This window comes from Enterobacter sp. EC_50 (assembly GCF_019584525.1).
GTDB classification, from domain to species: domain Bacteria; phylum Pseudomonadota; class Gammaproteobacteria; order Enterobacterales; family Enterobacteriaceae; genus Enterobacter; species Enterobacter roggenkampii.
In genome coordinates this window covers 207725-227899 of record NZ_VDAF01000002.1, presented here as the reverse complement: position 1 = coordinate 227899, position 20175 = coordinate 207725, and the positions used below count along the sequence as shown (strand labels likewise).

The 20175-nt window shown below is 56.0% G+C and carries 20 protein-coding genes; 7 read left to right on the top strand and 13 right to left on the bottom strand.

What is annotated here, in order from left to right; genetic code table 11:
* Positions 1-64: 64 nt before the first annotated feature.
* A complete protein-coding gene (locus FHC48_RS02885) occupies positions 65-1825 on the bottom strand; it encodes a Lon protease family protein (RefSeq protein WP_220420503.1) in 1761 nt (586 codons plus the stop codon).
* 186 nt (positions 1826-2011) lie between these two features.
* Here FHC48_RS02885 and matP point away from each other — a divergent pair, with 186 nt between their 5' ends.
* A complete protein-coding gene (gene matP / locus FHC48_RS02880; protein WP_008499929.1) occupies positions 2012-2464 on the top strand; it encodes a macrodomain Ter protein MatP in 453 nt (150 codons plus the stop codon).
* A gap of 66 nt (positions 2465-2530) precedes the next feature.
* On the opposite strand, the gene ompA is transcribed toward matP, so the two are convergent.
* Both ompA and sulA read right to left on the bottom strand, forming a co-directional pair.
* Positions 2531-3586 (bottom strand): porin OmpA, encoded by a 1056-nt coding sequence (ompA, locus tag FHC48_RS02875; RefSeq protein WP_008499928.1) that lies wholly within the window; start codon positions 3584-3586, stop codon positions 2531-2533.
* A gap of 354 nt (positions 3587-3940) precedes the next feature.
* Positions 3941-4450 carry an SOS-induced cell division inhibitor SulA gene (gene sulA, locus FHC48_RS02870; RefSeq protein ID WP_032637628.1) on the bottom strand — a complete coding sequence of 170 codons (510 nt, stop codon included), beginning with the start codon at positions 4448-4450 and terminating at the stop codon, positions 3941-3943.
* A 217-nt stretch (positions 4451-4667) separates the two neighbouring features.
* On the opposite strand from sulA, the gene FHC48_RS02865 reads away from it, so the two are divergent.
* The gene (locus FHC48_RS02865) at positions 4668-5294 is read left to right on the top strand and encodes a TfoX/Sxy family DNA transformation protein (protein WP_021240856.1); all 627 of its coding nucleotides are present in this window, start codon (positions 4668-4670) and stop codon (positions 5292-5294) included.
* On the opposite strand, the gene yccS is transcribed toward FHC48_RS02865, so the two are convergent.
* Positions 5251-7413 carry a YccS family putative transporter gene (gene yccS / locus FHC48_RS02860; RefSeq protein ID WP_032651202.1) on the bottom strand — a complete coding sequence of 721 codons (2163 nt, stop codon included), beginning with the start codon at positions 7411-7413 and terminating at the stop codon, positions 5251-5253. The two genes, FHC48_RS02865 and yccS, sit on opposite strands and share 44 nt — an antisense overlap.
* Before the next feature lie 19 nt (positions 7414-7432).
* Positions 7433-7879, bottom strand: a complete 447-nt coding sequence (locus FHC48_RS02855; protein WP_008499924.1) for a YccF domain-containing protein — start codon at positions 7877-7879, stop codon at positions 7433-7435.
* Between the two features lie 123 nt (positions 7880-8002).
* Here FHC48_RS02855 and helD point away from each other — a divergent pair, with 123 nt between their 5' ends.
* On the top strand, positions 8003-10057 hold the full coding sequence (gene helD, locus FHC48_RS02850; RefSeq protein ID WP_059364097.1) for a DNA helicase IV: 2055 nt from the start codon (positions 8003-8005) through the stop codon (positions 10055-10057).
* Positions 10058-10116: 59 nt separating this feature from the next.
* Here helD and mgsA read toward each other — a convergent pair whose 3' ends face one another.
* Both mgsA and FHC48_RS02840 read right to left on the bottom strand, forming a co-directional pair.
* Positions 10117-10575 carry a methylglyoxal synthase gene (mgsA, locus tag FHC48_RS02845; protein WP_008499922.1) on the bottom strand — a complete coding sequence of 153 codons (459 nt, stop codon included), beginning with the start codon at positions 10573-10575 and terminating at the stop codon, positions 10117-10119.
* An 80-nt stretch (positions 10576-10655) separates the two neighbouring features.
* On the bottom strand, positions 10656-11318 hold the full coding sequence (locus FHC48_RS02840) for a curli synthesis inhibitor (protein WP_008499921.1): 663 nt from the start codon (positions 11316-11318) through the stop codon (positions 10656-10658).
* 173 nt (positions 11319-11491) lie between these two features.
* On the opposite strand from FHC48_RS02840, the gene FHC48_RS02835 reads away from it, so the two are divergent.
* Positions 11492-11905 (top strand): CoA-binding protein, encoded by a 414-nt coding sequence (locus tag FHC48_RS02835; RefSeq protein ID WP_008499920.1) that lies wholly within the window; start codon positions 11492-11494, stop codon positions 11903-11905.
* A 37-nt stretch (positions 11906-11942) separates the two neighbouring features.
* Here FHC48_RS02835 and hspQ read toward each other — a convergent pair whose 3' ends face one another.
* Both hspQ and rlmI read right to left on the bottom strand, forming a co-directional pair.
* A complete protein-coding gene (hspQ, locus tag FHC48_RS02830) occupies positions 11943-12260 on the bottom strand; it encodes a heat shock protein HspQ (protein WP_008499919.1) in 318 nt (105 codons plus the stop codon).
* A 60-nt stretch (positions 12261-12320) separates the two neighbouring features.
* Positions 12321-13511, bottom strand: coding sequence for a 23S rRNA (cytosine(1962)-C(5))-methyltransferase RlmI (gene rlmI / locus FHC48_RS02825; RefSeq protein ID WP_021240853.1), 1191 nt, complete (start codon positions 13509-13511; stop codon positions 12321-12323).
* Between the two features lie 174 nt (positions 13512-13685).
* On the opposite strand from rlmI, the gene FHC48_RS02820 reads away from it, so the two are divergent.
* The 3 genes from FHC48_RS02820 to yccX are packed head-to-tail and all read left to right on the top strand — an operon-like array spanning position 13686 to position 15335.
* Positions 13686-14243, top strand: coding sequence for a kinase inhibitor (locus FHC48_RS02820; RefSeq protein ID WP_045406735.1), 558 nt, complete (start codon positions 13686-13688; stop codon positions 14241-14243).
* Positions 14244-14253: 10 nt separating this feature from the next.
* Positions 14254-15042, top strand: coding sequence for an AraC family transcriptional regulator (locus tag FHC48_RS02815; RefSeq protein WP_021240851.1), 789 nt, complete (start codon positions 14254-14256; stop codon positions 15040-15042).
* Positions 15043-15053: 11 nt separating this feature from the next.
* Positions 15054-15335: an acylphosphatase gene (yccX, locus tag FHC48_RS02810; protein ID WP_032651213.1), complete on the top strand. Its 282-nt coding sequence runs from the start codon at positions 15054-15056 to the stop codon at positions 15333-15335.
* On the opposite strand, the gene tusE is transcribed toward yccX, so the two are convergent.
* From tusE to FHC48_RS02790, 4 genes are all read right to left on the bottom strand, one after another.
* On the bottom strand, positions 15332-15661 hold the full coding sequence (gene tusE, locus FHC48_RS02805) for a sulfurtransferase TusE (protein WP_008499913.1): 330 nt from the start codon (positions 15659-15661) through the stop codon (positions 15332-15334). The genes yccX and tusE overlap by 4 nt on opposite strands.
* Before the next feature lie 68 nt (positions 15662-15729).
* Positions 15730-16281 (bottom strand): LuxR C-terminal-related transcriptional regulator, encoded by a 552-nt coding sequence (locus FHC48_RS02800; protein WP_008499912.1) that lies wholly within the window; start codon positions 16279-16281, stop codon positions 15730-15732.
* A 10-nt stretch (positions 16282-16291) separates the two neighbouring features.
* Entirely contained in the window at positions 16292-17449 is a 1158-nt protein-coding gene (locus FHC48_RS02795; protein WP_059364094.1) for a CfaE/CblD family pilus tip adhesin, read from the bottom strand.
* Position 17450: 1 nt separating this feature from the next.
* Positions 17451-20168, bottom strand: coding sequence for a TcfC E-set like domain-containing protein (locus FHC48_RS02790; protein WP_059364092.1), 2718 nt, complete (start codon positions 20166-20168; stop codon positions 17451-17453).
* Positions 20169-20175 lie beyond the last annotated feature (7 nt).

Sequence of the window (20175 nt, the reverse complement as noted above, 5' to 3'; positions counted from 1 at the left end):
TCAGTAAGCCTTATTTTAGTGAAGGACGCAGGATAGCTAACACGTGTACGCTGAACAAGTCCGATCAGTTCGAACTAAACCAGCCCAGCCAGCGTAACGGCCATGGATAACGGTGACGAGCATCCTGCTGTGTTGCCTGAGCAATGCGCTCCTGGATAGTCTGCATCAGGGTGGTTTGCCCTTCGCCATCCCATACCAGGTTTGTCAGTAAGGGTAGTGCATCCTCAATCCCTTCGATGGCCCAGATAGCGAACTGCTCTTGTTCAACCGCATCCAGAATCTCCTGGCTGAGGCTTAAATGGCGTGCGTTGGGAGCCGGAATAATCACACCCTGCTTGCCGTTTAAACCGCGCTGCTGACAGATAGAGAAGAAGCCTTCAATTTTTTCGTTGAGGCCACCCACAGGCTGCGCACGACCGAATTGATCCACCGAACCGGTGATCGCGATGTTCTGATTGATGGGCACTTCCGCCAGGGCGCTGATTAAGGCACACAGTTCAGCCATAGAGGCGCTATCGCCATCCACTTCGCTGTAGGACTGCTCAAACGTCAGCGAGGCGGAGAAGGGGATCTGCTGCTCAAGCTGCAGTTCAGACATCAAAAACGCCTGCATGATCATCATGCCTTTGGCGTGAATGTTTCCGCCCAGCTCGGCTTTGCGTTCGATGTCGGTAAACTCGCCATCGCCAATATGCACAACGCAGCTAATACGGGACGGCTCCCCGAACGCGCGCGGATGGCCAGGGAATTCAATCACCGACAGGGCGTTGATCTGTCCGACGCGTTCGCCTTCGGTTTCCACCAGAATTTGTTCCAGCAGAATTTCATCCTGCATACGGTCAGCAAGATAGCCTTCCCGCCACTCACGCTGAGCCAGCATCTGGGTGAGCTGCTCCCCGGTGAACGCACCGCTACCGCTCACCACGCCCACTTCACGCAGCTGTTTGCCGATCCAGAGCGGGCAGAGTGGCAGCGTTTCCTGGTCACCGGTATAACGCACCGCTTCGCGGATCAGGCCTGGCCATGCGTCAGCCGCAGGCGTTGGCAGTGCAAAACGTTCAGCAACGGCCATCACCCACTGGCACCACTGCGCCATATCGTCGGCATCGGCAATCTGGATATTGTCTTCGTATTCGCTATACACCGCCTGTTCAGCCAGTTCAGGATCCATTTCCTGGAAGTCTGCCAGCGATTCACGGTCGCCCGTCAGCACGACGGTTAATGACAGCGGCATAGACGGAACCGAGACAGGCAGAGGACGAGACTCATCGTAGCCAACCCAGTCGAAACGCTGCTGATGCACGATGGTTTTCAGACGCATCCACAGCAGCGGCTGCGAGAGCAGGGTACGCAGCGAGATGATCAGGACACCGCCATTTGCGCGATGTACCAGCCCCGGCTGCAGCGAAAGCTCGCCGTTAAACTGGCGCAGACAACCAAAGAGTTGTTCAGCCTCGACCCAGTTCGCGGTAATCACCTCGCCCTTAGCGGCAAAAAGGCCGTCAGCCTGCGCCGCCGGTTCGAAAGTTACATCATGTCCAGCGATACGATACTGGCCGCCAAAAACGGCGTTCGCTTCCGGCTTTAGCTGACGCACGGCATCCCCGAACAACGTCAGGTATTCCGCTTCTTCCGGGGCTTTGAGCAGCATGAAAGGCGCAGTTGCCCAGGGGCTTAATACCTGCTCCAGCGCATAATGCAAACGGGGCTGCGTATCGCTAAGGATGAATTCGTGTTCTTTTGCGAGATCTGGCTGTGCAAACAGTTCCTGATAACTTTCGGTATCCGGAACAAGGTCACGCCATGCAAGTTTCGTAATGGTCAAAGTTGATGTTTTTTAGTCAGATGTAAAAGCGTGGAGTATACCGTAAGCGGGGGGCTCTACCCAAGCAGGATTGGGGATTTCGACAGGGTGATTGGCTGCATTCACTCACAGGATATGATTTCTTTTCAGCAGATTGCTAAAAAACTGATATTCTGAACAGAGTTACGTGGTAACACTGAGATCGCAATGAAATATCAACAACTGGAAAATCTCGAAAGCGGCTGGAAATGGAAGTACCTGGTCAAAAAGCACCGTGAAGGGGAGCTGATCACCTGCTACATCGAAGCCAGCGCTGCGCAAGAAGCCGTGGATATTTTGCTGACCCTCGAAAACGAACCGGTACAGGTCAACGGCTGGATTGAGAAACACATTAATCCTGCGTTGTTAAACCGGATGAAGCAAACTATCCGCGCGCGACGCAAACGGCATTTTAATGCTGAGCACCAGCACACTCGCAAAAAATCAATCGACCTGGAATTTGTTGTCTGGCAGCGCCTGGCCGGGCTGGCACAACGACGGGGTAAAACGCTGTCGGAAACCATCGTGCAGTTGATTGAGGATGCAGAACATAAAGAGAAGTACGCCAACCAGATGTCGACACTGAAGAACGACCTTCAGGCGCTGTTGGGTAAAAAGTAGATTTTTTTACTTTTCTTCAGACAATAAAAAACCCCGCATTGCGGGGTTTTTTTATAAGACGATAACTTATGCCGCTGGCTGAGTTACAACGTCTTTGATGCCTTTAACTTCGATCTCTACGCGACGATCTGGAGCCAGGCAGTCGATCAGTGCAGCGCGAGCTTTCACGTTGTCACAGGTGTTGCCAGTAACTGGGTTAGATTCGCCCATACCACGTGGGGAGATCTTGTTAGCTGGGATACCTTTAGAGATCAGGTAATCAACAACAGACTGAGCACGTTTCTCAGACAGTTTCTGGTTGTAAGCGTCAGAACCGATACGGTCGGTGAAGCCCAGAACCACTACAGAACCGTCTTTAGGATCCAGGTTGCTCAACTGGGTGTACAGCTGATCCAGTGCCTGCTGGCCTTCTGGTTTCAGAGTCGCTTTGTTGAAGTTGAACAGAACGTCAGACTTCAGAGTGAAGTGCTTGGTCTGTACTTCTGGAGCTGGAGCCGGCGCTGGAGCAACAACTGGTGCTGCTTCTTCCTGCTGGCCGAAACGGTAGGAAACACCTACGCTCAGCATTCCGTTGTCTGGACGAACACCAACGGTGTTGCCGTCGCCGATGTTGTTAACCCACTGGTATTCCAGACGGGTAGCGATGTCACGGGTCATAGCCCACTCAACGCCACCAGCGAATACTGGGGAAACACCGGTGTCATGGTCGTCGCCAGCGATGCTGTTGCTGGAGTCAGCGCGCCATACCATGCCGCCCAGACGGGTGTACACGTCCAGATCGTCAGTTACTGGGTAACCCAGTTTAGCGGTCAGCTGAACGCCCTGTGCTTTGAAAGCGCCGTTTACGGTGTCGCCTTTGTATGGCATACGACCTAACCAGTCGTAACCCATTTCAAAACCAACATACGGGTTAACCTGATAGCCACCGAACGCACCTGCACCAAGCTGGCTCTCGTGAGTTGGGCCATCATTGTTCAGGCTGCTGTTGTACCAGCCGGTGTCGTGGAACTGAGACCAGCCCAGTTTACCACCTGCATACCAGGTATTATCTTTCGGAGCGGCCTGCGCTACGGTAGCGAAGCCAGCCAGTGCCACTGCAATCGCGATAGCTGTCTTTTTCATTTTTTGCGCCTCGTTATCATCCAAAATTCGCCATGAAAGTCTCAAGAGAGAATCACGGTTAAATCCTTCACCGGGGGGCGTGGTCAAATATAAATCTACCGATATCTTCGGCTTAGGCCGAGCACCCCTGGCGATGTAAAGTCTACAACGTAGCTGAAAACTTACAAGTGTGAAGTCCGTCAGGCATATGAAAAAAAAAGTTCCGTATACCGATTATTTAACATTTTTTGAACGAATTTTGTGCAATAAAATTAAGGAGAACCGCACCAGACAAGCCTTGCCGCAATTTTAAGGCCGGGAACTAAAATCCCATCTAGCGGTCAAAAAAAATTCCAGGAAAAATCTTAATTTCACTCAATGATACAAATTTGAGTGAATTTTTAGCCCAGAAAGTTGTCCTCTGCGGTAAGAATCCGATCGAACCGGACGCATAATGAACCCGATCGCATTCCCTTCTTCAGCGGCTTCAGTCAGGCGGAAATGTTCCTCTTCCGTCAATTCTTCTGGTAACCAACCAATCACCACGCTGTAATTTCCTGTGCGTAACGCGCGGATCATCGACTCAACGGTATCGCAAGGCGAGAGCTGATTAATCTGCATGACCTTGGTCAGCGGCAGGCCAGCGGACTGAACCCACTCGCGACTCAGCTTTTGCTGTGGCGTGAGCCAAAGCTGCCAGCGCGATTGCTGACCGAGCTGTTGTAATAACGGCAGTAACAGAAGTTGCGTTAACAAGGGCTGGTCTTCACGATAAACCACTTCACTGATAAGCCCTGTGGAAACACGCTCGACGGAATTCTGCGCGACATTGCCTGCGGCAGAAGAGAGAGAGATTGCGCGATTTGCATAGCCTGAAGTGTGCATATTCATTCCAGCCCTGTAGTTACTGTATGGATATACAGTAACCCCTGTATACCCAAAGATCAACCTCATTTTCGGAAAGCGACTCGCAAAATTCATTCAATCTTGATGCCCCTCGAAAAATCATCTTGCTCAACGACGATAAGTTGCCTATTTTCCTGCTAACGGATCCGCTAGTAAGAAATTTCGTTGTTAGCCTATGATTTTGAAGGGAAATATCATGAAAAAGATATCTTATGAACGGATTTATAAATCCCAGGAATACCTCTCTCCGTTGGGCGAGATTCATCATCGCGCGCTGTTTGGCGGTTACACCCTGGCGGTCGATGATGCGGTCTTTGCCATGGTGTCCGATGGCGAACTTTACCTTCGCGCGTGTGAAGAGAGTGCAAAATACTGTGTAAAAAATGCTTCCTCCTTCTTGACGTTGATGAAGCGAGGCCGCCCGGTGCTGCTCAACTATTATCGTGTGGATGACGGATTATGGCAGGACAGGGAGCGGTTGCTTCAGCTCTCCTCGTTTGCACTCAGTGCGGCAAGGAAAGAGCGCTACCAGCGTCATCAACGAAACCGTCTTAAGGATCTGCCGAACCTGACCTTTCAGCTTGAAGTCTTGCTCTATGAAGCCGGTATCACCAATGAAGAAACGCTGCGGGCGCTGGGCGCCAGAGCGAGCTGGCTGAAGATGCGGGCAAAGAATAAAGCACTCAGTATAAAAGTGCTCTTTGCGCTGGAAGGGGCAATCGAAGGGCTGCATGAGGCGGCACTCCCGGCAGGTATCCGCCGGGAGCTGACGGAGTGGTTTAATGCGCTGCCTGAGCCGCAGGAGAGTCGTTCCTCCAGGTAGCGATGTGCTGTTGCAGCCGGCAAATTTCAGGCAGCAGAGCGATCAGCAGGCCTATCTGCTGAAGAACCAGCGGCGCTTTGCTGTCGTTTCCCGGGTCAAGATGCGCAATGCGTTGAGCCAGTTCATCCAGAGCCTGTCGAACGCGCGGTTCATCGGCCGGGCGGTGATGAAGCGCATCATCGACATAGCAGACGGCGTCATCGAGGAGGTTGAGAACCGCTGGGTTAGTGAGCTTCTCGCGGTGGGCCCCCAGCGTCGAAATATAGCTGGTGAAGGTATGGTTCAGGCAGAGCAGGCGGAACGCTGTCTCACGAATCTCAGCCGTGGCGCGCGGCTCCGTTGACATGTTAGAGACAACGGAGGCCAGTTCAGCATCACTGTTATGCGCGTCGCGACGTGCTATCCGGTAAGCCAGACGGTTATCGCGGCCCTGGTGGTACTGCTCCAGAATTGCGTCAAGGTAACGACAGTTGGCATTCATCGCCCTGTCTACCACGCGCGGCAAATTGCGAAAACGCCAGTCCGGCCAGATAAAGCTGACCGCGGCCCAGGCAATCGCGCAGCCAATCAGCGTATCAATCACGCGTGGCAGGGCGACTTCAAACCCTTCACCCAGCAGATTAAAGCAGAGCAGCACCAGCAGCGTGATGAACATGGTGGCATGGGCGTACTGCACGTTGCGAAACGCGAAAAACAGCACGCCGGTGATCACGATCAGAATCAGCTGCCCTTCGACGGAAGGCACGAAATAAAGCACCGGCAGGCCGATTGCGACGCCGACCAGCGTGCCGATAATGCGCAGCGCAAGACGGTGTCGGGTGGCGTTATAGTTCGGCTGGCAGACGAACAGGCTGGTCAGCAGGATCCAGTAGCCATGATGCAGCCCGGTTATCTGGATAAAGGCATAACCCACGCACAGCACCAGCGACATTCTCACCGCGTGGCGGAAGAGAGCCGACTCCGGGGTAAAGTTGCGGCTCAGGCGTAGCCACATATCGCTAAAACTGTGCACGCTGTCATCAGCAAGCTGATTGTCGACTTCACTGCCCGGAAGCGCCATCGCCTGCTCGGACTCGATGGTCGCCAGCTGTGCGTCAATCGCCCGCAGGTTGTTCAGCAGAAAGCCCAGCGCTTTAATGTGTTCCGGTGACGTTCCGCTGGCCTGAACGCGGTCGAGTGCCGCATCAAGATGGCTAAATACGCGTTCAAAACGTGGGTCATGCTGATAGGGCGTGCGCAGCAGAATGGAGCGCGAGAGCTGCTGACACGCCTGGGACTGCATGGAGAGCAGGCGCTGGAAGCGGAACATCACGTCACTGTAGCGGAACTTCTCTCGCAGGGCGGCATACTGGACGTGCGAGGAGCTGGCGCGTTCATGAATGTCCTGGGCGGCAAAATAGTAGTGTAAGGTTCTTCGCGTTCCGCGCTGACCGCGATCGCCGCGCAGACGGGTCAGCAGAGAGGCTTTTGTCTGGTTAAGGGTGGCGACCAGTTGACCATTTGCCAGCGCCAGATCGTAGAGCGGCGCCTGGCTTTCTTCCTCGATATCCGGGTCGAACAGCCGGGATTTCAGTTCCAGATAGTGGGCTAGCTGCTCAAAGCTGCGGGCAAGGTTGTCCTGCAGAGGACGAACAGGGAAGATCAGATGACCGGTTAAGGTCAGCAGGTTATACCAGATGGCGCCAAGCAGCAGCAGAACCGGCTGCTGGTACCACTGGTCGTAGAGGGATGCGCCCAGCATGGTATAGATGGCGATCAGCAGGGCGCCAAACGCGATAGTGGCATAGCGCTGCCCGAGGCCGCCCAGCAAAATAAACCCGCTGGTTGAGAGCGTCAGACCCAGGGCAAACAGCCAGGGCCAGGGGAAAAGTAACTCAACGGACGCTGACGCAATAAAAAAGCAGACGAGCGTGATGACCAGGTTGCGTAAACGCCCGGCCAGACGATCGTCCAGGTCCGCCAGCGCCCCGGCCACGACGCCCAGCGTGAGCGGGATGGTGAGCTTGACGTCATTCAGCCACCAGGGCAGGGCAACCGTGCCGCAGAGTGCGATAAATATCCTGACGTTATAAAGCCAGGTGCTGTTCCAGGTATAACGGCGAAGCAGTGGGCTTAGCATAAACGCGGCCAGTCCTTAGTTACTGAAAACGACGACGCGCATTGGCTTCACGCGCCGCCTGGGCCACTTCGACCGGAACAACCCTGCGCCCGACGGGCCAAAGAGCGATAGCGGCGATCTTAAAGTTCGCGATCCCCACCGGAATACCAATAATCGTGATGCACTGCGCAATACCCGCAAAAATATGCATGATGCAGAGCCACCAGCCGAAGAAAATCAGCCACAGAATGTTAAGTAGGGTACCCCCCGTATTCATCAGGGCGTTTTTGCTCTCCGGATTCAGCTCGTCAACGTGGATGGCTTCATTCCCGTAGGGGACGAAGGAGAGTTTTGTGATTTCCCAGCAGGAGCGAGTCAGGGGGAGCGTAAAAATCAGGACGATGCTCACCAGCGTGGCAAAAAGCCAGGAAAGGGTGGTGGCAAAACCGCCCAGCACAAAATTCAACACATTCAGAACGGTACGCATAAACCCTCACTTCCTTTCGATAAAATTAACGCCCAATGATTGTAACGTTTTTTTAGGCTGGAGCACCTTAAAACTGGCAGTTACACTGTCAGGTAAATTATCTCTTCGTGGATTTGGCGGAACATGGAACTGAAAGCAACGTCGTTAGGCAAACGTCTGGCGCAACACCCTTACGACCGGGTGGTTCTCCTTAATGCCGGGGTAAAAGTCTCTGGAGAACGCCACGAATACCTTATTCCGTTTAATCAGCTTCTGGCTATCCACTGCAAACGCGGGCTGGTGTGGGGCGAACTCGAGTTCGTACTGCCTGACGATAAAGTCGTGCGTCTTCACGGCACCGAGTGGGCAGAAACCCAGCGTTTCCACCATCACCTGAACGCGCTCTGGCAGCAGTGGAGTCAGGATATGAGCGTGATTGCCGCCGGAGTGCTTCAAAAGGTGTTGGACGATATCGCGCAAAGCAACGCGCAGCATTCGTGGCTCACCCGTCAGCAGACCGCCGGGTTGCAGCAAAAGATCCGGCAGGCACTCTCGGCGCTGCCGTTATCCGTGGCGCGTCTTGAGGAGTTTGACAATTGTCGCGACGCCTGGCGCCAGTGCCAGGCCTGGCTGAATGATAAGGATAAAAGCCGACTCGCCCATAACCAGGCCTGGACGGACGCCATGCTCACCCAATACGCCGACTTTTTCAGTACGGTGGAGTCATCTCCGCTTAATCCGGCTCAGGCGCGCGCGGTGGTCAACGGCGAGCAGTCGCTGCTGGTGCTGGCGGGGGCCGGTAGCGGTAAAACGTCGGTGCTGGTTGCGCGTGCCGGCTGGCTGCTGACGACCGGGGAAGCGGTCGCCGATCAAATTCTGCTTCTGGCCTTTGGCCGCAAGGCTGCCCAGGAGATGGACGAACGGATCCAGGAACGTCTGCATACCCGGGATATCACGGCCAGAACCTTCCATGCCCTTGCCCTGCATATTATTCAGCAGGGCAGTAAAAAAGTGCCTGCTATCAGTAAGCTGGAAAACGACGCGCAGGCGCGCCAGGCGCTGTTTATCAAAACGTGGCGCCAGCAGTGCAGTGAGAAAAAGGCGCAGGCGAAAGGGTGGCGCCAGTGGCTCGAGGAGGAGCTCGACTGGGACGTGCCGGAGGGCAGCTTCTGGCAGGATGACAAACTGGCGCGTCGGCTGGGTTCACGGCTTGACCGCTGGGTCAGCCTGATGCGAATGCACGGCGGAACGCAGGCAGAGATGATTGAAAGCGCGCCGGAGGCGATCCGCGATCTGTTTTCGAAGCGGGTCAAGCTGATGGCGCCGCTGCTGAAGGCCTGGAAAACCGCGCTGAAAGCGGAAAATGCCGTCGATTTTTCCGGCCTAATCCACCAGGCCATCATCATTCTGGAGAAGGGGCGCTTTGTCAGCCCGTGGAAACATATTCTGGTGGATGAGTTTCAGGACATATCTCCGCAGCGCGCAGCGCTGCTTTCGGCGCTACGGGCGCAAAATAAGCATACTTCGCTGTTTGCGGTGGGTGACGACTGGCAGGCTATCTATCGCTTCAGCGGGGCGCAGCTTTCGCTGACGACCGCATTCCATCACTATTTTGGCGAAGGCGATCGCAGCGATCTAGACACCACCTACCGCTTCAATTCACGGATTGGTGAAATCGCCAACCGCTTTATCCAGCAGAACCCGCATCAGCTGGCAAAGCCGCTCAATAGCCTGCGGGCAGGGGATAAAAAAGCCGTGACCCTGCTGGCGGAAGACCAGCTGGAACCGCTGCTGGACAAGCTCAGCGGCTACGCGAAGCCTGATGAACGTATCCTGGTGCTGGCGCGATACCATCACCTCAAACCCGAGGCGCTGGAAAAGGCGGCCACCCGCTGGCCGAAGCTGCAGCTTGAATTTATGACGATTCACGCCAGCAAAGGGCAGCAGGCCGACTATGTGATTGTCTTGGGGCTGAAAGAGGGGAGCGACGGTTTCCCGGCCCCGGCCCGCGAGTCGGTCATGGAGCAGGCCCTGCTGCCGGTGCCGGAAGACTTTCCGGATGCCGAAGAGCGGCGTTTGCTGTATGTGGCGATGACCCGCGCGCGCCATCGCGTGTGGCTGCTGTTCAATAAAGAAGAGCCATCCGTGTTTGTCGATATTTTGAAGAGTATTGATGTGCCGGTGGCGCGGAAGCCATAACGACGAGGGGTAAGGATGGGTAGGCCGGGTAAGGCGTAGCCGCCACCCGGCAAAAAAAGCTACTTCAATCTCTCTGAAAGATAACGCTGATAGTCCGGAATAAGGATATCTACCGGCGAGTTAAACTGCGGCGATTCGATGATGAAATCCGCCGTCGAGAGGTTTGTCGCCACCGGAATATTCCACACCGTCGCCAGGCGCAGCAGGGCCTTGACGTCCGGGTCGTGCGGAACCGCGTTTAGCGGGTCCCAGAAGAAGATCAGCACATCAATCTTCCCTTCGGAAATCTGTGCGCCGACCTGCTGATCGCCGCCCATCGGGCCGCTCAGCATGGCGTTTACCTCCAGACCCGTTTCGCGCTGGATCAGGTTACCGGTGGTGCCGGTCGCCGACAGGGCGTGCTTTTCCAGCAAAGACTGATGGCGGCGAACCCAGTTAAGCAGCATTTGTTTACAGTGATCGTGCGCTACCAGAGCAATGTGTTTGCGTTCCGGGAGCGTGCGTGTTGTCAGTTCCATAATCATATCCATCAGGTTAACTGCCTACACGATGACGGGAACCGTCTGACGCTGCAAGAGAAAGGCGTAAAAAATGTGGCTTATGATGAAGGTTGTTGTTTTGCCCATTGTAAAAACCGGGCCCGCGTGTCGGCATCGGCCTGCTGGAACCAGAATTTAAGGCGCTGTTCCGTCAGGGCCTGGGACTGGGGTGGAATGACGTCCAGTTCAGAGACGCCGGAAAGCAGCGTACTGTCGTCGGCCATCATGGTGGCAAACTGAGGAAGCGACGCGCGTTTACCGGCTTTGTTATAGGTCTGCGTCGCGGCCTCGTAGTCCGGACCTTTCGGTGAAGTCGTCAGCGCCAGAATATCCAGCTTCGCCGGAATCGGCATCGCATCCCCGTCCAGCAGTTCAATGCGGGGAGACGCGTCGAAGGCCGCTGATTCCTTCTCCGTTTCAAGGCGTGGCAGGGTAATATTCACCTGACTGATTTGTCGGGTATTAAAGCTGACGATCAGCGGCGGGGAGATGTACATCCGTTGCTCGTGATTGGCCAGACCGATCGATTTTTCTACGCGGAATACCAGCTGATGCGGTCCGTTATCCAGCTCGATACTGTCCGCACCGCGCAATAACGAACTGGAGACCTTTTTTCCGTCCAGTACCAGAAGATCAATATCGGTAGAGAGCCGGAGCGTGGTCGCAAAAACGCAGACCGGCATCACTAACGCAATCAGAGCAGTGGCAATACCGGTTTTCATAGAAGGCTCCCGTCAGAAATCCTGTTGCCGCATTAATGTATCAAAATTTTTCGATAATCACGTTTACTAACATATAGACATATTTGGCCGTTTTGCCCTCATGCATCGGTATGGGATGGATGGTTGAGATGTGCGGTTTGGCGTACACTTTTAAAAAAGCCAGGAGAAAAACCATGAAAGAGAACGATATTGCCGAGATTCTGACATCCACGCGTACCATTGCGCTGGTGGGCGCGAGCGATAAACCCGATCGTCCCAGCTATCGGGTGATGAAATACCTTCTCGATCAGGGTTATCACGTCATCCCGGTCTCGCCAAAAGTGGCCGGGAAAACCTTACTGGGCCAGCAGGGTTATGCCACGCTCGCTGACGTGCCGGAAAAAATTGATATGGTCGACGTCTTCCGTAATTCCGAGGCGGCGTGGGAAGTGGCGCAGGACGCTATCGCCGTCGGGGCGAAAACGCTGTGGATGCAGCTGGGCGTGATTAACGAGCAGGCTGCCGTGCTGGCGCGGGATGCGGGGCTGAACGTCGTCATGGATCGCTGTCCGGCGATCGACATCCCCCGTCTGGGGCTGGCGAAGTAATAAAAAAAAGCCCGTTTATCGGGCTTTTTTTACACGCTTAGTTCCGCAGGCGCGGAGCCTGTAACTGTTTGCGGATAGTCTGAGCAAGTTCATCCATAGTGGGTTGCTCCGGATGCTCTTCCTGCAGCTCGCTGCTTAGCTGCGCTTCGGCAAGGTAGGTGTGGACGGGTTGCCCGTCGTCACCTTCCATCACCACATGGTACCAGGGTGCAGCGCGAAGCTCTGCGTTCACCGCCAGCTCGTCTGCTGACGGCTCATCAAGGGAATACTCCGGGTCGATATCCACGACCACACCCAAATACCCGAGCAAAGTGTGGCGGACCTGCTGGCCGATACCGAATTTGCTGGCAATCATAGTCACCTCCCGGGAAATACGACTTACACGTTATGTGCGGGCAATATTTCTCTTTTCAAGTTACATGACGCGACAGGCAAACCCTTTCAGATACAGTCCTTCCGGGTAGGTAGCAATCACGGGGTGATCGGCTGCCTGACGGAACTGCTCTATAAATTGTACATCACGGCCAGCATCTATTGCGGCATCAGCGATGATTTTCTGAAATAAATCTGTGGTCATCAGGCCGGAGCAGGAGAAGGTGAGCAAAACCCCGCCCGGGTTCAGCAACTGGATAGCCAGCATGTTGATATCTTTATATCCGCGGCAGGCGCCCATCAGCTGGCTTTTGTTCTCCACAAACTTTGGCGGATCCATCACGATGACGTCGAACTTCTCGCCCTGGTCGCGGTATTTACGCAGCAGCTTGAAGACGTCGTCGCGTATAAATTCGGCTTTGCTCAAGTCCAGTTTGTTCAGCTCGACGTTCTGTTTTGCCACGTCCAGCGCTTCCTGCGAGGTATCCACGCTAACCACCTGGGCACAGCCGCCCATCAGCGCCGAAACGGCAAACCCACCGGTGTAGGAGAAGCAGTTGAGCACGCGTTTGTCGGCAACGTACTGACGCGTCGCGAGACGGCTGTCGCGCTGGTCAAGGTAGTAACCCGTTTTGTGCCCGCCCTGAATATCCACCAGCAGCTTCATGCCGTGCTCTTCAATCGGCAGCAGGGCAGGCGGCAGTTCACCCGTGACCGGCCCCTGAGTCAGCTCCATGCCTTCTTTTTTGCGCACCGCCACATCGCTGCGGTCGTAAATGGCGCACTGCGGGAACAGCGTTTGCAGGGCGCTAATCAGCGCAGCGCGCTGGTATTCCGCCCCGGCGCTCAGGAGCTGCAGCACCAGGAAGTTACCGAAGCGATCGATGGTCACGCCCGGCAGGCCGTCAGACTCACCGGCAATCAGGCGGTAGCTGTCCAGCCCGTCGCGTTTAGCCAGCCAGTCGCGCCACTGCTGCGCCTGCTGCAGACGGCGGACGAAGAAGTCGATGTCGATGGTTTCGTCTTTATCGAATGTCCAGACGCGCGCGCGGATCTGGGAGGCTGGCGAGTAGGCGCCTCGCGCTAACCATTTCCCCTGGTGGTCCACGATATCAATGGTTTCACCGAGGCTGGCTTTGCCTTCCATACGGGCAACCGCGCCGGAAAAGACCCAGGGATGACGGCGCAGTAAGGATTTCTCGCGCCCTTTGGCTAACACTAAACGTACACTCATAATTTGCTGTTCTGTCGATTTCAGGGAAATGGCGCGTAGAGTAGCACACTCAGCAAGGCGCAATCATCTGCGGATGCCGTTGAGCGTTTCGGCACAAAATCAAATCGCTTAAGCACATTACGGCACTGCGGCGGGATATACAGTGGGATTCCAGTTCAGCAAAGGAACCCCCCCATGAAAAAGCGCAGTGTGATCGCAATAGCCGCTCTGGCGGCAATGAGTTTTCAGGTTTTAGCCGCAACGCCTTTCAGCATCACCAGTCAGGATATTTCCGGCGAGCGCCATTTAGCGCAGCCGCAGGTATTCGAGGGATTCGGCTGCCACGGTGGTAACCAGTCCCCGCAGCTGGCGTGGACAAATCCGCCCGCGGGTGCGAAAAGTTTTGCCATTACGGTCTATGACCCGGATGCGCCTACCGGCAGCGGCTGGTGGCACTGGACAGTAGCCAACATTCCCGTGAAGACAATGACGCTGCCCGCTGATGCCGGTAACCCAAATGGCGAAAAATTACCTGCTGGCGCTGTGCAGGGGCGTAATGATTTCGGTTATTCTGGATTCGGCGGCGCATGTCCCCCAGCCGGGGACAAGCCTCACCGCTATCAGATGACCGTCTGGGCGCTGGACGTGGATACCCTGCCCGTCGACAACAATGCGAGCGGCGCGCTGGTCGGCTTTATGCTCAATAGTCACGTTCTGGCAAAGGCTCAGTTAACCGCAACCTACAGCAGATAAGGATGGCGAGGTGCAGGAGTTCCATTTTCGACATAAACATCTCACGGCGGGTGAAGTGAGTGCCAGCAAAATGCATCGCCTGCACCAGGTTAAGCTCTTTTTCCCGGCGATTTGCCATATCACTCACGGCAGCAAGGTGATTGTGCAGGACGATAACCGCCTGGTGGCCACCCGGGATGAACTCATCATTATCCCTGCCAATACGGCAATGGAGATCATCAATCAGCCTGCAAACGGTCTGTTTCACTCGGACTTGCTGATGTTATCGCCGGAAATCGTTGCCGAGTTTAAAGCGCATTACCTGAAATCCTGGCCACGCACGACGCTGCATTCGCTCTGCGCTCCGCTGAGCGAGGGGCTGGCGTTTATGTGGGATAACCTGCTGCACGCCGTGCGTCAGGAGTTACCGGAGGCGCTGCAAAAACATCAGGCCTTCGGTCTGTTGCTGGCATTGCTGCATGACGGCGTGGCAGGTCCGCTGCTTATCGAGCGAAGCAATAACCTGACCGAGCAGGTGCGACAATTCATTATGCTGTCGCCCGCCAGAGCCTGGACCGCGCAGGACGTCGCCAGCCGTCTGGCCCTGAGCGTGCCGACGCTGCGAAGACGGTTACGCGAGGAATCACAGAGTTTTCGCCAGATTGTCGAGGAGGTGAGGATGGCCGTGGCTTTGTCACAGCTACAGTCAACCCGATTACCGATCGGCGAAATCGCATTACAATGTGGGTATCTTTCCAGCTCTCGTTTCACCGCCCGTTTCCGGCAACACTACGGCTGTTTGCCGAAAACGCTACGTTAAGGAGAAGAAAAATGTCAAAAGTCTGCACCATTGCCTGGGTTCACGGCATCGTTCAGGGCGTGGGGTTCCGCTACAGTACCCAGCGCGAAGCGATTGAGCTTGGGCTAACGGGATACGCGCGCAACATGGATGACGGCAGCGTTGAGGTGGTCGCCTGTGGCGAAGCGGAGCAGGTCGACAAGCTGGTGGCGTGGCTGAAAGCGGGTGGGCCGCGCAGCGCACGGGTTGATAAGGTCTTAACGGAACCCCATCAACCGGGGCGCGAATACGTCAACTTCGGTATTCGGTATTAAATACACTTCACCGGCTTAGGCAGGCCGGCAATTTTGGTGGCCTGTTTTGCCGGACCTTTCGGGAACAGACGATAGAGATAGCGGCTGTTGCCTTTCTCTTCACCGAACTTATTGGCCATCGCCTTGACCAGCATGCGGATGGCCGGAGAGGTGTTGAACTCGAGATAAAACTCGCGCACAAAACGCACCACTTCCCAGTGTTCGGGGGAAAGAGTAATCCCTTCGTTTTCCGCAATTTTCTCCGCCAGCGGTTCGCTCCAGAGCGTTGTATCTTTCAGATAGCCTTCGCTATCGGTCTCAATTTCCTGGCCTGCAAAAATGAACATAATCTTCTGTCGTAGGTGAAAAATCGGCGACAGTGTAGCAAAAAAGCGGGCTCAGGATAAACCGTGACCTACAGGAGCAGCTGAAGCAGGTTGTTGGCATTGAGCTTCTTCAGCGCGTTGCATTTATGGGTTGAAACCTGTTTCTCCGACATGTGCGTCACGATGGCAATGTGGCGGACCGGCAACCCGGTCAGCATCAGATCGAGCACGTTGAATTCAGGAACGGTCAGGCAGCAGTCCAGGCTTCGAACGCGGCGTGGCTCTTTTGCCAGCAAATACGCCGCATCGGCAACGGCGATCCTGTCGTCGATGATATAAAGCGTTAGCGTACTGAAACGCTTGCGTAAATGCGTCGCCAGCGCCCACCCCTTTTCGTTGCAGACCAGATAAAGGCTGCCTTTCCAGCGGGCGGCTTCCAGCCTGAGCAAAATGTTGATCAGCGCCTGATGCGTCGCCGCCACGGAAAAACGGCAGCGGACGACAATCACGCGGCGGGTAAGCAGCGTTGGCTGCCATTGTACAGTATCGCTCTGGACTTCTAACTGAACGCCCCGACGCAGCAGCGCATAGCGCAGTCCTTCGGCGTAAAATCGATTATTGTCGAGAATGGCGTAACTCACGGTGACCTCGTTATAACGTGCTGGGCGTATAGATGACGCGCAGCGTGCCGGTATAGTCGCCCGCGTTTTTACTGCTGGCGGCGAACGCGGGGGTTTTCAGGATAATCGGTGCAGGAATGCACAGTACGCTCTCGCGTCCGCCGGGCAGCACGACCTGACGCAGATACTGCGGATCGTTAGTGCCTTGCCAGACTACGGTTTTACCGTTCGCGACGGTTTCGGTTGCGCCTGTGATGGGATGGGTAACGGAGACCTGATAGTCGAGACGGTCCCGCGCATCCGTCTGGCTTCCACCGCGCCGCCGGATAGAAAACGCCCCTTCGGCACGTCCCGCTGAGGGAAGCCCGTCATCTTCAAAACGAAGATAGGCGCGGGTGCTGGTGCTGTTTTTGCCGTCGTACAGGCACATATCCAGCGTGTTTTCCCCCTTGATCTCGCTGCCCCCGGGTCGCCCCGGGAAGTTGGTCAGGTTGAGGTTAACGATGGGCGTGGAGTGCGGAAAGGCCGGCAGATAAATCTGCTGGTTTCCCGGGTCGACCACCTCAATGCGAATATTTGCCTGCCATTTGGCGATGGTGAGATAGCCAGGACAGCCGACATTCACGTCATTGAAGTTGCCGCCGCAGTCGGCGCTTCCCCACTGGCGCAGGTTCTGCTTCAGCGTGGCGGTCCAGATCCCCGGCAGGGCGAGCTTATCCAGTTCGCTTTTCACGATATAGAAATCGAAGTAGGGCTCTCTGTTCCAGTTAGCAATTTCCGTCGTCCCTCCCGTGACAAAGCTGGCAAAGGTGAACACTTTATTGTTGATAAACATGTAGTGATCGCCATACACCTTGATATTCACCGTCTTGCCGGTAAGGGAATGGGTAAACGCTAAATTGATGGCATAAGGCGCGGCCGGGTTCGCCGAGAACCAGACCGGTGAGTTCATGCAGGCGCCGTTCGTGGTATCGGTACGGGACTGACAGGTCAGGGTATTGCGCCCCCACTTTTGCGGATCGGCGGCGTCAAAGCCGCCCGATTCATGAAACCAGATGTCAAAACGCGCGGGCGGCGCGGTGCGATCGAAGCTGATCCCTACGCTGGTATTTCGTCCCGCGGGAGAGCCTGCCAGCGTCTGGCTGGCCCACAGGCTTAAGAACAGAAAAATAAAGAGGCACTTAATCACATCATTTCCCTTTAGTGAGGCTATCGGTGTTCATGGCAGTCGGTCCAGCAGGGACCGACCGTCCGGCCAGCATCAGCTGTGCCTGCTGCTGGACGGCATCCGGCAGGGCGGAGAAGGTTAACTCCTTACAGGGGATCGACCCGACATAACGCACCACGTCGCGCATACTCTTCACGTTCAGCGCGCACTGATAAAACTGCTGCTGACGCACCAGGTAGAGGTTATGCAGCAGGGCGTCGCTTTGGGCGCTAAACCCGCCGTTGCCAAGGTCGCTCCAGCCGTTCACGTTCAGCGGCACGCCGCCGATAAACGGCGAGTGACGCTCGTCGGTTAACTGGCCGAGCCAGGTGTAGCTTGCGGTGGTTTGCACGTCCCGGCGCAGCAGTTTGCCAGGCACCATAAACAGCGTTCTGCTGCCCGATCCTTGCGTGATTTCACTGCTGGCTCCTCGTGAGACATCCAGCGATTCGTTAACCGTCAACGTTGTCTGCTGATAGCCCGGCACCGCGAAGAGGGCGCGGCTATTGCCTGGAATATCGGCACTGCCGCCGTTATCCAGCGACACGGCGACGCGCGGATCCTGAGCATCTTCCGGCGTGGTCACGTTCACCGCGACGGCGGAAGCAGGGCGACCGTCGCTCCAGCGGCCCAGCCAAAGGCCAGAGCGGGACAGCGCAAACGTCGAGCTGTAGTTGCCGCTGCTGCTCAGCGTATGGCGACGATCCTGACGATCCCAGGCGTCGCTGACGGTCAGACTCCCGTTGCCATATCGTCCGCCCTGGCGCGTATAGGCTGAGGTATTCAGCGAGTCGCTGTTAATGCCCGACGCGCTGAGGCCGTACTCATTTTCGCCGCGGGCATCGGCATACCAGTTATGCGCCACGTTGTAGCTCATCTGGTTTTTTTCACGTTGCTGGTGCTGCCATGTCGCGCCCAGAGAGGTGTAGCTTGACGCATCGCCCTGGCGGTTATGCGCCATGGACAGGCTCACGCTCAGGTAGCCGCCTTTATCCCTGCCTTCCCGAGCGTCATCGTTACGCATGAACAGGTTAATGCTGCTGTTAATATTCAGGCCATGGGTGCTGAAGGCATTGCTCAGGCCAGCCTGCCAGGCCCGCGTGCGCGAGCGGGTCATATAGACCGATTCCCACGGCAAACCCGCATCGTGGCGATCGTCACTGTCCGGCAGCTCCCGGCGTGAAACGTACCGGCCTTCGTTGCGGTTATCCGAATACCCCAGGCTCGCATACCAGGCGCCGACCGGGACGGAGAACATCACCGAGAGGGTGCGATAACAGCCGTTCACGGCGTCAAATCCCGCGCTTTGGGTGTTGCAGTTTTCAGCGGATAACGCGTTGCGATAGACGCTCAAAGAAAAACCGTCGTTGTAGCTGATTTGCTGAATATTGCCGCGCTGGCCTTCGCTGCCGTAGAGGTAGCTAAACCGGGTACTCAGCACGCCATCGATCGGGCCCGCGTTGAAGCCCCGGCTCCAGTCGAGTGCGTTCTCCAGGAAACGCTGATTTTTCTTGAACGTTGCGCCGCTGGTCAGCGCCAGCGTCGGGGTGACGGGCAGGCGTACGCCCGCCTGCGCAACCGCGCGGCGTTCTTCGTTCTGATCGCTATTATCGGTTTCGCCCGCCTGCAGGAACCACTCGACGCGGTCGAATGGCGTAATGCCGGTTCGGGTAAACGGCACCTGCTCGGTGCGCGTCAGCCGGTTATTTTCATAGATGGAGAGCGTCACGGTGTAGCTCCCGTCCGGGAACGAGCGCGTGTCCAGAGTTTGCGCTCCGGCATTCAGATAAAAGCTCGCCAGCAGCTGATTGCCCCGGCGGGCGTCGATACGCGCGTCATGGGAAAGCAGCACGGTAACAGGGGTTCCCTTCGACTGCTGAACCGGGTTCATCCACGCCCGTGTTGAACCCGTGCGCAGGCCGCGAATTTTGCCCAGCGGCAGCTGGCTGAGGGTGATATTTCCGCCGGCATTGCTGAACAGATCGCGGGTATCCATCTCGCCTGCCTGGACGTAGTACTGACGCAGGATATCCTGGCGGAACCAGGCGTTGTTGACGGTGACCTCCTGCTGCTGCTGGTGCCGTGAACGCTGCCCCAGCCAGGTCCAGTCGAGATTCACATAGCCGTCCTGGGTGAGCGCCAGCGCGCCGTTGCCCTGCACGGTGGCCGACTGATAATCCCTGTCGGCAACGAAGTTAATGTTTTGTTGATGGATCAGCGCATTTTCGGTGCCGTGCGTGGGCTGATACCATGCATTCTCCGCCGTCTGCTTAGGCAGAAATTTCTTGTCCAGGAACAGGTTAATGCGGGCGTTATTCTCGTCATAAATAATGGCCGCGCGATCGGTATCGATGTAATCGCAGCCCGCTGCGGAGCCGTTGCTGCTGCAGGCCAGGTTGCCGTTACGGGCAAGCGGAACGGCCAGCGCGGCAGAGACGGTGGCAACGAGGGATGGGGCGTCATTAAACCGGCGTTTGATGGCCGCTACCACGTTCTCAGGTGCGACAAAGCTCACCGTTTCAAGCGTGATATCCGTTTCAAAAAGGCCCAGCGATTCGCCGTAGAGGTTCACCTCTGTCCACAGGCGCTGCGTCTTTGCCAGATCTTCAAAACCTGGTGGGACGGCCAGCCCGGCGCAGGCGAGTTGGATGGAAGCGGGTAACAAAGCAACAAAGAGGAGAGTATTTCTGTGAAACGCCATGAACGAG

Coding starts and splice junctions, on each gene's coding strand:
- matP (WP_008499929.1), top strand. CDS start 2,012: ATGAAATATCAACAACTGGAAAATCTCGAAAGCGGCTGGAAATGGAAG.
- ompA (WP_008499928.1), bottom strand. CDS start 3,586: ATGAAAAAGACAGCTATCGCGATTGCAGTGGCACTGGCTGGCTTCGCT.
- sulA (WP_032637628.1), bottom strand. CDS start 4,450: ATGCACACTTCAGGCTATGCAAATCGCGCAATCTCTCTCTCTTCTGCC.
- FHC48_RS02865 (WP_021240856.1), top strand. CDS start 4,668: ATGAAAAAGATATCTTATGAACGGATTTATAAATCCCAGGAATACCTC.
- yccS (WP_032651202.1), bottom strand. CDS start 7,413: ATGCTAAGCCCACTGCTTCGCCGTTATACCTGGAACAGCACCTGGCTT.
- FHC48_RS02855 (WP_008499924.1), bottom strand. CDS start 7,879: ATGCGTACCGTTCTGAATGTGTTGAATTTTGTGCTGGGCGGTTTTGCC.
- helD (WP_059364097.1), top strand. CDS start 8,003: ATGGAACTGAAAGCAACGTCGTTAGGCAAACGTCTGGCGCAACACCCT.
- mgsA (WP_008499922.1), bottom strand. CDS start 10,575: ATGGAACTGACAACACGCACGCTCCCGGAACGCAAACACATTGCTCTG.
- FHC48_RS02840 (WP_008499921.1), bottom strand. CDS start 11,318: ATGAAAACCGGTATTGCCACTGCTCTGATTGCGTTAGTGATGCCGGTC.
- FHC48_RS02835 (WP_008499920.1), top strand. CDS start 11,492: ATGAAAGAGAACGATATTGCCGAGATTCTGACATCCACGCGTACCATT.
- hspQ (WP_008499919.1), bottom strand. CDS start 12,260: ATGATTGCCAGCAAATTCGGTATCGGCCAGCAGGTCCGCCACACTTTG.
- rlmI (WP_021240853.1), bottom strand. CDS start 13,511: ATGAGTGTACGTTTAGTGTTAGCCAAAGGGCGCGAGAAATCCTTACTG.
- FHC48_RS02820 (WP_045406735.1), top strand. CDS start 13,686: ATGAAAAAGCGCAGTGTGATCGCAATAGCCGCTCTGGCGGCAATGAGT.
- yccX (WP_032651213.1), top strand. CDS start 15,054: ATGTCAAAAGTCTGCACCATTGCCTGGGTTCACGGCATCGTTCAGGGC.
- tusE (WP_008499913.1), bottom strand. CDS start 15,661: ATGTTCATTTTTGCAGGCCAGGAAATTGAGACCGATAGCGAAGGCTAT.
- FHC48_RS02790 (WP_059364092.1), bottom strand. CDS start 20,168: ATGGCGTTTCACAGAAATACTCTCCTCTTTGTTGCTTTGTTACCCGCT.